Source organism: Bacteroides acidifaciens (assembly GCF_903181435.1).
Classification (GTDB): Bacteria; Bacteroidota; Bacteroidia; order Bacteroidales; family Bacteroidaceae; genus Bacteroides.
In genome coordinates this window covers 1,517,716-1,531,891 of record NZ_CAEUHO010000001.1, presented here as the reverse complement: position 1 = coordinate 1,531,891, position 14,176 = coordinate 1,517,716, and the positions used below count along the sequence as shown (strand labels likewise).

The 14,176-nt window shown below is 41.7% G+C and carries 12 protein-coding genes; 3 read left to right on the top strand and 9 right to left on the bottom strand.

Features of this window, described 5'->3' with window-relative positions; genetic code table 11:
- The first annotated feature begins 34 nt into the window (after positions 1-34).
- Complete coding sequence (locus CLIN57ABFB40_RS06330; protein WP_175629368.1) at positions 35-1,150, top strand: agmatine deiminase family protein; 1,116 nt, start codon at positions 35-37, stop codon at positions 1,148-1,150.
- Between the two features lie 28 nt (positions 1,151-1,178).
- Positions 1,179-2,063: a carbon-nitrogen hydrolase gene (locus CLIN57ABFB40_RS06325; protein ID WP_175629367.1), complete on the top strand. Its 885-nt coding sequence runs from the start codon at positions 1,179-1,181 to the stop codon at positions 2,061-2,063.
- A 95-nt stretch (positions 2,064-2,158) separates the two neighbouring features.
- Here the strand turns inward: CLIN57ABFB40_RS06325 and CLIN57ABFB40_RS06320 are convergent, their stop codons facing one another.
- The 3 genes from CLIN57ABFB40_RS06320 to CLIN57ABFB40_RS06310 all read right to left on the bottom strand — a co-directional run bounded on the left by CLIN57ABFB40_RS06320 (position 2,159) and on the right by CLIN57ABFB40_RS06310 (position 5,443).
- On the bottom strand, positions 2,159-2,548 hold the full coding sequence (locus CLIN57ABFB40_RS06320) for a GtrA family protein (protein ID WP_175629366.1): 390 nt from the start codon (positions 2,546-2,548) through the stop codon (positions 2,159-2,161).
- Positions 2,545-4,308: an aspartate--tRNA ligase gene (gene aspS, locus CLIN57ABFB40_RS06315; RefSeq protein ID WP_175629365.1), complete on the bottom strand. Its 1,764-nt coding sequence runs from the start codon at positions 4,306-4,308 to the stop codon at positions 2,545-2,547. The genes CLIN57ABFB40_RS06320 and aspS overlap by 4 nt, the downstream gene beginning before the upstream one ends.
- 109 nt (positions 4,309-4,417) lie before the next feature.
- Positions 4,418-5,443 carry a diacylglycerol/lipid kinase family protein gene (locus CLIN57ABFB40_RS06310; protein WP_175629364.1) on the bottom strand — a complete coding sequence of 342 codons (1,026 nt, stop codon included), beginning with the start codon at positions 5,441-5,443 and terminating at the stop codon, positions 4,418-4,420.
- A gap of 219 nt (positions 5,444-5,662) precedes the next feature.
- Between CLIN57ABFB40_RS06310 and spt the strand changes: the two genes are divergently transcribed.
- Positions 5,663-6,847, top strand: a complete 1,185-nt coding sequence (gene spt, locus CLIN57ABFB40_RS06305) for a serine palmitoyltransferase (protein WP_024987033.1) — start codon at positions 5,663-5,665, stop codon at positions 6,845-6,847.
- An 89-nt stretch (positions 6,848-6,936) separates the two neighbouring features.
- Here spt and CLIN57ABFB40_RS06300 read toward each other — a convergent pair whose 3' ends face one another.
- The 6 genes from CLIN57ABFB40_RS06300 to CLIN57ABFB40_RS06275 all read right to left on the bottom strand — a co-directional run bounded on the left by CLIN57ABFB40_RS06300 (position 6,937) and on the right by CLIN57ABFB40_RS06275 (position 14,004).
- On the bottom strand, positions 6,937-7,308 hold the full coding sequence (locus CLIN57ABFB40_RS06300) for a hypothetical protein (protein WP_175629363.1): 372 nt from the start codon (positions 7,306-7,308) through the stop codon (positions 6,937-6,939).
- A 113-nt stretch (positions 7,309-7,421) separates the two neighbouring features.
- Entirely contained in the window at positions 7,422-7,943 is a 522-nt protein-coding gene (locus tag CLIN57ABFB40_RS06295; protein WP_254871710.1) for an ABC transporter permease, read from the bottom strand.
- A gap of 172 nt (positions 7,944-8,115) precedes the next feature.
- A complete protein-coding gene (locus tag CLIN57ABFB40_RS06290; protein WP_175629362.1) occupies positions 8,116-8,790 on the bottom strand; it encodes an ABC transporter ATP-binding protein in 675 nt (224 codons plus the stop codon).
- A gap of 27 nt (positions 8,791-8,817) precedes the next feature.
- Complete coding sequence (locus tag CLIN57ABFB40_RS06285; RefSeq protein ID WP_175629361.1) at positions 8,818-11,214, bottom strand: ABC transporter permease; 2,397 nt, start codon at positions 11,212-11,214, stop codon at positions 8,818-8,820.
- A gap of 15 nt (positions 11,215-11,229) precedes the next feature.
- Positions 11,230-12,480 carry an efflux RND transporter periplasmic adaptor subunit gene (locus CLIN57ABFB40_RS06280; RefSeq protein WP_175629360.1) on the bottom strand — a complete coding sequence of 417 codons (1,251 nt, stop codon included), beginning with the start codon at positions 12,478-12,480 and terminating at the stop codon, positions 11,230-11,232.
- Between the two features lie 51 nt (positions 12,481-12,531).
- Entirely contained in the window at positions 12,532-14,004 is a 1,473-nt protein-coding gene (locus tag CLIN57ABFB40_RS06275) for a TolC family protein (RefSeq protein WP_175629359.1), read from the bottom strand.
- Positions 14,005-14,176 lie beyond the last annotated feature (172 nt).

The following is a 14,176-nucleotide window of genomic DNA, read 5'->3' as shown; positions in this document are numbered from 1 at the left end:
GATTTTATAAATAACTAAATAGATAAATAGTCTAATGGGAATCATGGTTGGACTTCCCAGCCCAAGTGGCTCGGAGAAAGATTTGCAGTTGAATTTCGGCAAAAACATGACCGTGCAGGTAGAAATGAGAGCACCTCATTTACCCGCCGAATGGCATACGCAGAGTGGTATACAGTTGACATGGCCACACGCCGGTACAGACTGGGCGTACATGCTGGCAGAAGTACAAGAATGCTTTGTCAAAATAGCCAAAGAGATAGCGGAACGCGAGTTATTATTAATAGTCACTCCCGAACCTGAAGAAGTAAAGAAACAGATAAGTGCTGTTGTCAACATGGATAACGTCCGCTTTCTGAAATGCGCTACCAATGACACGTGGGCACGCGACCATGGGGCTATCACCATGATAGATATGGGCAATCCTTCACTGCTTGATTTTACATTCAACGGCTGGGGGTTGAAATTTGCCGCAGAACTTGATAACAAAATCACAAAACAAGCCGTAGAAGCCGGAGCCTTGAAAGGGCACTACATAGACTGTCTGGACTTTGTTCTTGAAGGCGGCTCCATAGAAAGTGACGGAATGGGTACTTTACTTACCACTTCCGAATGTCTGCTTTCTCCCAAGCGAAATGAAAGACTGAACCAGGTAGAGATAGAAGAATATCTGAAATCGACCTTCCATCTGCAAAAGGTGCTTTGGTTGGATCATGGTTATCTCGCAGGGGATGATACAGACAGCCATATTGACACTTTAGCACGCTTCTGCTCTACCGATACCATTGCATATGTGAAATGTACGGATGAAGCAGACGAACATTACGAAGCGCTGTTTGCCATGGAAGAGCAATTGAAAACATTCCGAACATCGGCAGGAGAGCCTTACCGGCTATTGGCTTTACCCATGGCGGACAAGATAGAAGAAGACGGCGAGCGACTGCCTGCCACATACGCCAATTTCCTGATTCTGAATGAGGCTGTCCTTTACCCGACATACAATCAGCCGGAGAATGACCGGAAAGCCGGAAAAGTTTTGCAGCAAGCATTTCCAAAGCATCAAATCATCGGAATAGATTGCCGTGCCTTAATCAAGCAACATGGTTCTTTGCATTGTGTTACCATGCAATATCCGATGGGAGTTCTAAAATAATTTGGTATATTAAAATAAAATAGTCATCATGAGAAAGATAAAAGTCGGACTTATCCAGCAATCCAACACTTCTGATATTCGGGTAAACCTGATGAACCTGGCAAAAAGCATTGAAGCGTGTGCCGCGCATGGCGCACAACTGATTGTGCTTCAAGAATTACACAACTCGCTTTATTTCTGCCAGACTGAAAACACGAACTTGTTCGATCTTGCCGAACCCATCCCCGGCCCTTCCACCGGATTTTATTCAGAACTGGCGGCAACCAATAAAGTAGTTCTTGTGACCTCTCTTTTTGAGAAACGTGCACCGGGACTTTATCATAACACTGCCGTTGTTTTCGACCGTGATGGAAGTATTGCCGGTAAATACCGGAAGATGCATATTCCTGATGATCCCGCATATTACGAGAAGTTCTATTTCACTCCCGGAGATATAGGCTTCGAACCTATTCAGACCTCTTTAGGAAAGCTGGGCGTACTGGTATGCTGGGATCAATGGTATCCGGAAGCTGCTCGCTTAATGGCACTAAAAGGTGCGGAACTATTAATCTACCCTACCGCCATCGGTTGGGAAAGCAGCGATACGGACGATGAGAAAGCACGCCAGCTCAATGCCTGGATTATCTCACAACGCGCCCACGCTGTCGCAAATGGGCTTCCTGTTATCTCGGTCAACCGTGTAGGACACGAACCTGACCCATCAGGGCAAACCAACGGTATTTTATTCTGGGGAAATAGTTTCGTAGCAGGTCCGCAAGGAGAATTCCTGGCGCAAGCGGGAAACAACCGTCCGGAAAATATAGTGGTGGAGATTGATATGGAACGCTCGGAAAACGTACGCCGTTGGTGGCCATTCCTACGCGACCGTCGCATTGACGAATATGATGGACTGACCAAACGCTTTTTAGATTAAGCTGAAAAGCGTGCAGATATAAATAACAGAAAGGGCACAGAGTAAACTATAAATTTACACTCTGTGCCCTTTCTATAAACTTTATATATTCTTTCTTATTGAAACGTCAGTTTCTTATTAGCCAGAAAATTGGCACCACCATAGACAAATAAACCCAGGAACTGTGCCAGATATTCATTTACATCCAATCCTTCCACTAATAAGATAAGGAATAAGAATTGTGCTGTATACGCCAACCCGAAAGCAGAACAAAAGAGTAGTATCTGTTTCCAAAGACTGTTCTTTTTATTTTCTACAGGGAATATCCAATATTTGCACCAGATAAAGTTATGAATCTGAGCTATCAGGTACGCTGTTATATTAGCCACCATATAGTCACCGTTGAATGATATTTCTTTCATCATCAACCATACGACCAATGCCATAATGATGGCATTCATCGTACCGATTACTATAAAACGGAATATGCGTACAGATTCTTTCACTCGCCTTCTTTGATATCAACAATCAGGTTAAGTTCGTCAAGTTGAGTCTGGTCAATTGCAGACGGTGCATCCAACATCACGTCACGACCGGAGTTATTCTTCGGGAATGCGATACAGTCGCGGATAGAATCCAAACCGGCAAACAAAGACACCCAACGGTCAAGCCCGTATGCCAACCCACCATGAGGCGGTGCACCGTACTTAAATGCATTCATCAGGAAGCCGAACTGTGCTTCTGCCTTTTCAGGAGTAAATCCTAAAATCTCGAACATCTTTGCTTGCAACTGTGCATCGTGGATACGGATAGAACCACCACCTACTTCAACACCGTTGACAACCATATCGTAAGCATCAGCGCGCACTGCTGCCGGATCAGTATCCAACAATGGAATATCTTCTTCCTTCGGATGCGTAAATGGATGGTGCATAGCCATCAGACGACCTTCTTCTTCGCTCCATTCAAACATCGGGAAGTCGATAACCCAAAGGCAAACAAACTTATTCTTATCACGCAAGCCTAATTGAGCCCCCATTTCCAAACGAAGTTCACAAAGCTGTTTACGTGTTTTCATCACATCATCGCCAGACAGAATCAGAATCAAGTCACCCGGTTTGGCACCAAATGCTTCCTTCATCTGCTGAAGAACTTCTTGTGTGTAGAACTTATCTACGCTTGATTTTACTGTACCATCTGCTTCCACACGAGCATAAACCATACCTTTGGCACCAATCTGAGGTTTCTTCACGAACTCAGTCAACGCATCCAGTTGCTTACGGGTATAAGTTGCAGCACCTTCTGCGCAGATACCACCGATATAAGCAGCATTATCAAATACAGAGAATCCGTGTCCTTTCATGATATCCATCAATTCCACGAACTTCATATCGAAACGTAAGTCCGGTTTGTCGCTACCATAATATTTCATGGCATCAGCCCAAGCCATACGCTGGAACGGTTCGGTCAGTTCTACACCGCGAAGGGTCTTGAACAGATGTTTAGCCATCCCTTCGAAAGTAGTGATAATATCTTCCTGTTCTACGAAACTCATTTCACAGTCAATCTGTGTAAACTCAGGCTGGCGGTCGGCACGCAAGTCCTCGTCACGGAAACATTTAGCAATCTGGAAGTAACGGTCGAAACCGGAAACCATCAATAATTGCTTTAAAGTCTGCGGTGATTGTGGAAGTGCATAGAACTGTCCCGGATTCATACGTGACGGTACGACAAAGTCGCGTGCACCTTCCGGAGTAGAACCGATCAGAACCGGTGTTTCTACTTCGATAAAACCAAGGCTATCGAGATATTTGCGCACTTCGATTGTCATTTTGTGACGCAGTTCCAAGTTAGAGCGAACAGCGTTACGGCGCAAATCCAGGTAGCGGTATTTCATACGGATATCATCACCGCCATCCGTATTGTCTTCAATGGTGAACGGCGGAGTCATGGCAGTGTTCAGCACGTTCAATTCGGAAACAATGATTTCAATGTCTCCGGTAGGAATGTTGGCATTCTTACTGAAACGCTCGTTCACAGTTCCTGTGATTTGAATGACGAACTCACGTCCCAATTTATTGGCACGCTCACAAAGTTCAGCATTGATTTCTTCGTTAAAGACTAATTGAGTAATTCCGTAACGGTCGCGAAGGTCGATGAAGGTCATACCTCCCATTTTACGGCTACGCTGTACCCAGCCGGACAGCGTTACTTGCTTATTTGCATCAGAGATTCTCAGTTCTCCACATGTGTGTGTTCTGAACATATATTTTCTTATTTAAACGATTATCACTCGCGTTTTCTTTTTGGCTGAACCAAAACTTTGCAAAAGTACGTAATAATTTGTAATTCGTGATTAGTTACCCGTAATTTTCTCAGACTTTCTTTGTCAGCTTTTGCAATATTTTCTTGTTTTTGTCTGTTATATTGTCAACGATGGCTTCATTCATCAATTTAATGCCATTCATATATTCTTGCGCTCTTTGAAGCACATTGGCTGCATCTTTTTCTGCCGCACGCGGCACTACTACACGTAATCCGCTTTGGATTAATTCAATATTTACATCTGCGTCTGTCTCCATGGGGTCACCGTCGAAATGCACCACTCCCGGAGTATTCCGGCGAATACACAACTTCTTGCAACGGAAAGTCTTGATACGGCTATTCTGGTCGATTGTCTTATTAAATAGCTGAAAGGCAAGTGAAGGTACGTCCAAAACGGTGAACGGTTCTAATATGGTGACATCCAACAAACCATCTGTCAGAGTGGCTTGCGGGGCAATATAGGCATTATTTCCATATTGTGATGCGTTTCCGCAGGCAATAAGAAAAGCCTTGTACTTGGACACTCCGTTTTCAGTCTCCAGTTCGTAAGTCTCCGGCTGATATTTAAGGCTTTCCTGCAATGTTTTTTCCAGGTAAGTCAACAATCCGCGTTTGCCGGCATGCGCAAACTTCAGACTGACAAAAGCGTCAAATCCCACTCCGCAAGTGCAGAAGAAATCTGTTCCGTTAATCTTACCATAATCTATTATATCCGTACATCCCTCATTAAGCACCTCCAATGCTTTTTTCGGTTCCATAGGTATATGCAGATGTCGCGCCAGCCCATTACCCGACCCGCAAGGTATAATCCCTAAAGCAGTATCAGTATGCACCAGCGAACGAGCTATTTCATTGATTGTCCCGTCTCCACCAATAGCCACCACTACGTCCGTTTTTTCTTCCGCAGCTTGGGCAGCTATCTCTACTGCATGACCGGCTCTTTCTGTATATACTACTTCCCAAGAGTATTTCGTCTTGTCTATTTTCTCATCCAGCAAGCTAAGAATCAATTCTTTACTTTGTGTCCCTGAAATAGGATTGACGACGAATTTTATTTTTCTCATACTTTCGTTCATGCTATTCTTGTCGATTGTAGACGACAAAAGTAATATAAATATCTTAAATTTTAATCTATTAGAGGTTTCTAATCTCAAGCTAGCAACTTTTTTCTCTTAAAAAGAACACTTGAAAGCAAATTTTGTTATCTTTGCCCCCTGTTTTAAACACTTGTTAAGACAAAAGGATATTAGACCGTCAGCGAATGGTCTGAGTATGAGTATTATAAATTATAATTCATGGGATTATTACAAGATAAGTTAGCTAAGTACGACCTGCCACAAAAGTTTATGGCACAGGGCGTTTACCCATATTTCCGTGAGATAGAAGGGAAACAGGGTACAGAGGTAGAAATGGGCGGACACGAAGTGTTGATGTTCGGTTCCAATGCATACACTGGCCTTACGGGAGATGAAAGAGTTATTGAAGCTGGTGTTCAAGCCATGCATAAATATGGTTCCGGATGCGCAGGGTCGCGTTTCTTGAATGGTACGCTTGACCTGCATGTTCAACTGGAAAAAGAATTAGCTGCTTTCGTTGGTAAAGATGAAGCTCTTTGTTTCTCTACTGGTTTTACAGTAAATTCAGGTGTCATTCCTGCCCTGACAGACCGCAATGATTATATCATCTGTGATGACCGCGACCACGCATCCATTGTAGACGGTCGTCGTCTCTCCTTTTCCCAGCAATTAAAATATAAGCACAACGACATGGCTGATCTGGAAAAGCAACTTCAAAAGTGCAACCCGGATTCAGTAAAGCTAATCATAGTGGACGGTGTGTTCTCTATGGAAGGTGATTTGGCAAACTTGCCCGAAATCGTACGCTTGAAACATAAATACAATGCTACTATCATGGTAGACGAAGCTCATGGTTTGGGTGTATTCGGAAAACAAGGACGCGGTGTTTGTGACCATTTCGGTTTGACTCACGAGGTTGACTTGATTATGGGTACTTTCAGCAAATCACTGGCTTCTATCGGTGGTTTTATCGCTGCTGATTCTTCAATCATCAACTGGCTGCGTCACAATGCGCGTACTTATATATTCAGCGCATCCAATACTCCGGCTGCTACTGCATCCGCATTGGAAGCTCTCCATATCATCCAGAACGAACCGGAAAGACTTGAAGCATTATGGGAAGCTACTAACTATGCATTGAAGCGTTTCCGTGAGGCCGGATTTGAAATCGGTGCTACCGAATCGCCTATCATTCCTCTTTATGTTCGTGATACGGAAAAGACTTTCATGGTTACGAAACTGGCTTTCGACGAAGGGGTATTCATTAATCCGGTTATTCCGCCGGCATGTGCTCCACAAGATACACTGGTACGTGTGGCATTGATGGCTACTCATACAAAAGAACAGATTGACCGTGCTGTAGAAAAGTTGGTTAAGGCATTCAAGGCTTTGGATATCTTATAGAAGATACACACTGCAATAAAATAAGTAAAGCTACTCGCCAAAATACAGAATGGGCGAGTAGCTTTTTCTTTTATAATCTGTTTGCCTCTTTATTTATGACGATTTCCTTTTCCTATCACAGTTACCTTTTGAGCAGTAGGGATATTACTGGTTCCGGGCTCTTCTTCCTCTTCTATATAATCGACTTTCACTGTATCACCCAATTCAAAGTTACCCACTTCGCTAGGCTCCTGATCCATCGTACTGATAAAAATAGTATCTCCTTTTGAGGTGACCAGCATAAAGTTATGCATTGAAGCATCTCCTACCACTCCTGTCAATGTTTTCACCTCTTCAGTCGGAGCAGCAATAACCGAACTATCAGCTTCTATTTCCTGTTCTGTATTCTGCTTATTCCTCGATTGGCACGCACTAAAGCCAATCACGACAGCCAACGATAAAAAAACTTTCATTCTATTCATATACATTCTCTTATTTGAAATAAAGTTGGAATAGTGCAAAGGTAATTTTTTCAATTGTCTTTTAAAGTAAAAACGGTGAAATCATTGTATTATTTTATAGACTCATTCAGTTTTTATTGTTTCTGAGGGATTGCCCGACCTATACAATCACGTGTCCCTGTTAGTTGCAAGGCTTTCTTTTCATTCAGCGCAATACAGCCCAGCTTTACCAAGGCTTCTTTTATATTACCGGAGACTATCTGATATGGAAAAAAATCATAAAATGAGCTGTCTACTTCTACAACGACCTGTTCCAGAAATTGCTGTCCGTCGACTTCTATATGAGTTGCCCATTTCTCATTAAACCGGAGATATGATTCTATCTCCGGGAACGGGGCAACAATATCCTGAACAGCTCCTCCATAAACAAACGTCCCCTGTCTGTCTTGCATAAACGGCAATTGTTGAGTCAAACGCAAAATCCGGTCTTTATTGGGATTTCCTCCCTCAATCGTATATTCATGGATGACGAACGAAATCAGAAGATTGGTACAGGAAATTCCAATAACAAGACTCACCAAAGATATAACCGCAAAGAGTTTATTACGCCACCAATTTCTAAATATCAGTTTCAATAGTATGAGGTTTTCCATCATTTATTCATTTTTCATTATCCAATGCCGGATTAACACTAAATATCGCTTTTAATCACTTCCGCCGGATTCTGCCGGGCAGCTTTCCATATCCGACAACCTATACATAGCAGAATAAAAAGTCCTGTAACTCCAAATACGGCTACATATATCCATACCTCAATAGATGTCTGCCTTACATACTAACTTCAGTCACCACCTGTCCGTCGAACAGATTGATGACACGATCAGCGCAACCGGCGTCATGTTGGGAGTGTGTTACCATTACAATCGTTGTCCCTTCCTTATTCAACTCACTCAATAATCCCATTACTTCTTTACCATTCTTCGAGTCCAGATTACCGGTAGGCTCATCGGCAAGAATCAATTTAGGGTTGGCAACTACTGCACGGGCAATAGCGACACGCTGTTGCTGACCACCTGACAATTGTTGAGGGAAATGTTTGCTACGATGAGTAATAGCCATTCGTTCCATGGCAGTCTCTACTCTTTTCTTACGTTCGGAAGCCGAAATACCCATATAGAGCAGAGGTAATTCAATGTTTTCATATACGTTCAGTTCATCTATCAGATTGAAACTCTGAAATACAAAACCAATGACTCCTTTACGAAGGTTTGTACGCTGCGACTCCGTGTACTTCGAAACTTCCATGCCATTCAGATAATACTCCCCTCCCGTTGGATTATCCAACAGTCCCAGAATATTAAGCAATGTTGACTTTCCACAACCGGAAGGTCCCATGATAGCAACAAACTCACCCTGTTTCACTTCAATGCTGACATTATTTAAGGCCCAAGTTTCCACTTCTTCAGTTTTGAAAATCTTCTGTAAGTTAATTGTCTTAATCATAATTGTATTATTTAATAATTATTGAATTTATTCATTCTTGATGGATTCCACCGGATTAGCTTTGGCTATTTTCAAGATACGGAACCAAACCGTTAGTGCCGTTATCATAGCAACAGCTATAAAGATTCCCGCCCAGAACCACAATCCACAGTTAAAGAATACCGTATATATTTGCTTCCATAATTGTAACACTACGTATACTAACGGAAAGGATAAAGTAGCCGTAATCACCAACAAAGTTATATACAAACGGGCAAACAACCAGACAATGTGCAACATTCCGGCTCCATTTACTTTGCGGATAGCCATTTCTTTCTGCCTGCGTTCCGTATCGAGGGTAATACTGGAATATACACCCAACAAGGTAATGATGATACTGACGATTGCGAAAAGCAGGATAATATCTTTCAGAATATACTCCATAGCCTGCATTTCATACAAGTCGTCCTGAAACGTACGAACCTTATACGATATATTCTCCGGAAGCAGTTCACGACGGATTCTCTCAATCCACTTTACAACTTCCTTTTGTTGTTCAGGATAGCATTTCACATAACAATGCCCAACATATCTGGAGGGATCATAGAGCATAAAAGCATAGCCGCCACTATGATTATGGACATCAGTCTGGAAAGGAGTACAAACCCCACATACGGTATAATCATTGTTTTGGTCATAAAAGTTCATTCCAATCACATTCTTCTTTTGTTTGCTTTGCCAAACTTTATCCATAACAAGGTCATTTTTTGTCCGGATAGTTCTACCTTCCTCTATCGGAATATTCATAAAAGCAAAGAAATTTAGCGGAACACACATAATATCAATATCAGTCCAGGAGTTGTCGTTCCCCTTCTCGGTCATCAACAGGTTTCCGGACACTCCCTGCGTATAAGCAATATCTGATAATAAGATGTCTTTCACCCCTGCATGTTGCCGAAAACGTTCCACCATACTCAACTTCTCTTCATTTTTCATAAACGAATAATCCAGTGGAATACTGAGAATCGCTTCTTTTTCCTTTTGACTAAGCGTATGAAACAATGTTTTGGTTGTCTTCTCGGACTGTAAAAACAGGGCGACAGTGAATGATACAAATATCCAGCAGATAAAGAACTGAATTCCCAGCATAAGGTTACGTCCCCACTGCTTACCTCGACGTTTGTTTGCTCCATGTACACCTGTTTGTATCGAAATCCTGCGAATACGAATGGATACGAAGAAACAAATTGCAGCACAAAGTAATATAAGAAGAATGATATATTGTAAAGCATGTTTCAAAAGAATATCGGGCGGAAAAGTCATCGTAATGCCCAGCAGAGAAAAATCCATCCGGTTGCCAATCAACTCTATTCCCCATATTACTAAAAAGGAAGATATAACCACGACAATCAATGATTGTACAAACAACAGGCAGAATTGTTGCTTCCAATTACACCCTGCCATTTTCATAATACTGTATTCTTTAGTACGATTAAAAAAAGAACCGATAAGAAAATGAAAGAAATTGATTAGTCCGACGAGCAATATCAACGCACCAACTATTCCTGTCGTCCATCCCAACACAAAAGCACCTTTCTTCTGTGCCATGTTGCCAATATAACTAGCTACAACCGAATAAGGCTGATTATACATGGCATAACTATAATTACGCTTTGAGAATTGTTGTTCCAATTCCGCTATACTCGTATTGGGAGAAAGCAAGACATACGTTCTGGCTCCTGTCATATCGTGACGTTTTGTACTTTGGAAAAGCCCTTCACTATCATTCAAAGCCATTGCATCGATATGCGTCATAAAATTAAAACCATTGTTTAGCGGAATATCTTTCATTACTGCCTGTACCGTATAAACAATACCTCCTGTCTTCGGAGTACTTTCAGGCGAAGTATGGAGTCGCTTCGCCAAAGTCAGATGCTTACCGATAGCCGTTTCTATTTTACCGAATATCTTTATGGCAGTAGACTCACTTAAAATAACTGCATTCGACGTCCGGCTAGCCGTCTTCCAATTTCCGGCTACTATTTGTGGGGTGAATACCTTATTGTATAAAGTATCTATTTCTATCGTTCTGAGTTCGTATGGCAATGATTTTCCCTCTGAAATTTCAATAAGGTAAGAACGTTCACGCAAATATGTCATACAAGAAATTGCTTCCACCTCTCCCATTGCCCATGCACGGAGTTCTTCGGATAAAGCCACTTGTGTACCGGAAAAATAGGTCCCTGTCTGGTCATCATAAAGGTTTAATTCTGCAATGCGGGTGTAATTACTGAAACAATGGTTGGTCGTTTCAACAAAACGACTGCAATACATACATATGCAGAAACATAGCAATCCTACCGCAAGACCGATGATAGAGATTATATTTTGTGTCTTGTATTTCAGTAAATTCCTGAATGCAACTTTAAAGTAATGTCGTACCATAGTATTAATGATTCTTTATTTTAAAATTAATTCTTCCGCATCGCCAAAGGTATCATATCCCGTCGTAATTACCCAATCTCCGGGCTGTAAACCTTCTGTAATTTCATACTGATGCGGATTTTGGCGACCGATAGATAAAGGAACGCGAACAGCTTTTGTCTTTGTGGAATTCACTTTATAAATCCATTGTCCTCCCGTAGCCTGATAGAAATTACCGCGGGGGATAATAAGCGCCTGTTCCGGTTGTCCCAATTCTATCTGTACACGAAAACTCTTGCCTACTCTTACATTATCAGGCATATCACCTGTAAAAACAAGATCGACATCAAACATACGGTCTTTCACTTCGGGCACAACTTTCGTTATTTTCAATGGATATTTCTTTCCCTGATAATTGATAGTAGCAGGCAATCCGGTGGTAATCCGGTCAATATAATATTCACTGAGCGAAGTATGGATCTTATATTGGTCAAGCACCTTTATTTCAGCAATACTTTCACCGGAAGAGACTTGTTGCCCGGAAGTAACCTTTACAAAGCTAAGCTGTCCTTTTATCGGAGCTGTTACCACCAAATTATTCAAGCGTTCATGAGCACGTTCATATTTCTTCCGTTCCCTTTCCCGGTCGTTACGAATCAACTCTTTACGAATCATTGTTACAGCAGAGTCATGTCGTAAACTCTCCTGTTGCAAAGCTGCATTCTTCTGTTTGTAATTATACTCATCTTCAGCTACTTGTAGTTGAGCTTTGCTTTTTACTCCCATCTGATACTCTTCACGGTCAAGGGCAATGCTTTTTTTCAAACGTTCAAGCTCATAATTATTCGTCAGAGCCTGTTGTTTCAGATTCAGACTCTTTTGTTCCATTTCAATCTCCTGCTCCTGATAAGTAATCATTTGCTTTTCCCATTCGTCACGCTGGTCTTCGATGTTACGAAGCAAGTCTGGATTGGAAAGAACAAGAATCGTATCACCTTGCTGAAGCAGACTGCCTTCTTCCCCCACTATCTTTTCTACACTTCCCGTTTCGCGGGTATTGACCTTAATAGTCAATATAGGTTGAATCAATCCTTCTACATCTACATATTCCATAAAGTTAGCATCTTTCACTTCCGCTATCTGAATATTCTCGGCATCAACACGCAGTTTGCTGGGACCTAGTGAAAGAATGATTACATAAATCAGAAAGGAGAGAAACAAAAGTCCTCCTATCAGATAATATCTATAACGAATGTACCACGGCTTCTTTTCTAATTTTATATCCATGAGGTTATATAGTTTTTATATTTATATCAATCATAAGAAAGTCATTCTATCCTATTCGACGAGAAGATTATAGTCTTCTGTCAGTAGTTTATTTCTCTCAAAATCATAAAGTGTCATACTACGAAGTGTGTAATACAAGCTCCAATAGTTATATAAAGCCGATACGTAATTACGGCGTGCGCTATCTTTTTCTGAAATAGAAGCGTTTAAATCAAGAATGGTGGATTTTCCCAATATATAAAGTTTACGGGCAACTTCATTCCTCCGTTGTGCGGTTTCATCTGTACGGGCAGCGATGCGGACACGTTGCGTTTGCAGATTAAACTGTTTCACCAGTTTGCGGACATTCAGTTCAAAATCCGTCCTGCTTTGTTCCACTTGCGTATAGACCAGATCACGGTTAGAACGGGCTACACGTACCTGCCCTTTTCCCCGTCCCCAATCTAAAATAGGCAGAGAGATGCTTAAACTTACATATTGCTGGTCTAAAAGGTTTCGATATGCTTCCGGCAATTTATCCGCTGTCTGTGTCAGTCCGAAACGGAGATAAATATCCGCCTTCAAACCGGCATTGGCACGGGCTCTCGCAACAGCACTTTCACTTTCCAGCTTTCGTCGTTTCATCGTCTGTATGTCAGGACTGTTCTCATATGCCAATGCCAACGCCTCATTCAGATTAATGCTGAAATCCGGCACTCGGGGGCTGACACGTACACGAATCTCCCTGTCTTCCTGAATACCCAGGTACGAACGAAGCTCCTGCATACAATTATCCATCTCAATACGGGCATTCATACGGTTCGTTTCTTCCGTCAGACGATTAAGTTCCAATTGCAACATCTCATTTTCTGTTATTGTACCTATATTATAGCGTCCTTGGGCATAATGATAAAGCGTATCTGCATTCGCATAATTAAACGACGCTATGTCATAATTGCTTTGGGCGGTAGCTAAAGCAAAGAATTTATTAATCGCGTTGGCAGAAACAAGCTCCAATGTCTCCACATAACTTTTCTTTGCCTCCTGAAAACGTACGGGCTCTATCCACTTATCCCACTTCAGATTATTGTAGCCGAAAAGTGACTGGCGATAACCTATCATGATTGGTGAAGTCTGCCATGAATATTTATGTTCGCTGAACAAGTCCATGCGTTGGGCGGATGTTTCAAGAAACAATGAACCGCCTGTCCAAGATACATTTTGTGAAAGATTCAAGGTCAGGTCAGTATTCAATAAGTTCTGTTCGACAAACTTAACCGAACCGTCACCCATTGTTATCTTATTAATGGCACGGTTCAAATTAGGATCGGATGTCAAACTCAAAGTCGGTAAATAGTTGGCACGATAATATTTATAATTCCAATAAGCAGAACGAAAACTATGACGTGCCGTTTGCGCGTCGGGAGATTCCAAACGCGCTATTTTCACGGTTTGTTCCAGTGACAGCTCCATCGTCTGATTTTGAGCAGACGATAATTCCGCCGACAGGATTCCAATGCTTATACAGATTATTTTCAGGTTCATTCTTCGTTTTATTTATTATTAATTATTCAAAACCTGTGCCATTTACGTAAAGCCCTATATTCCAAACAGATATATATAATCCTCTTTTGTTATCAGCGTGCAAATACGCACAAAACTAGTGCGAAATCGCACATACAACACATGATTATTATCTATATCTTTGCCGATGTAA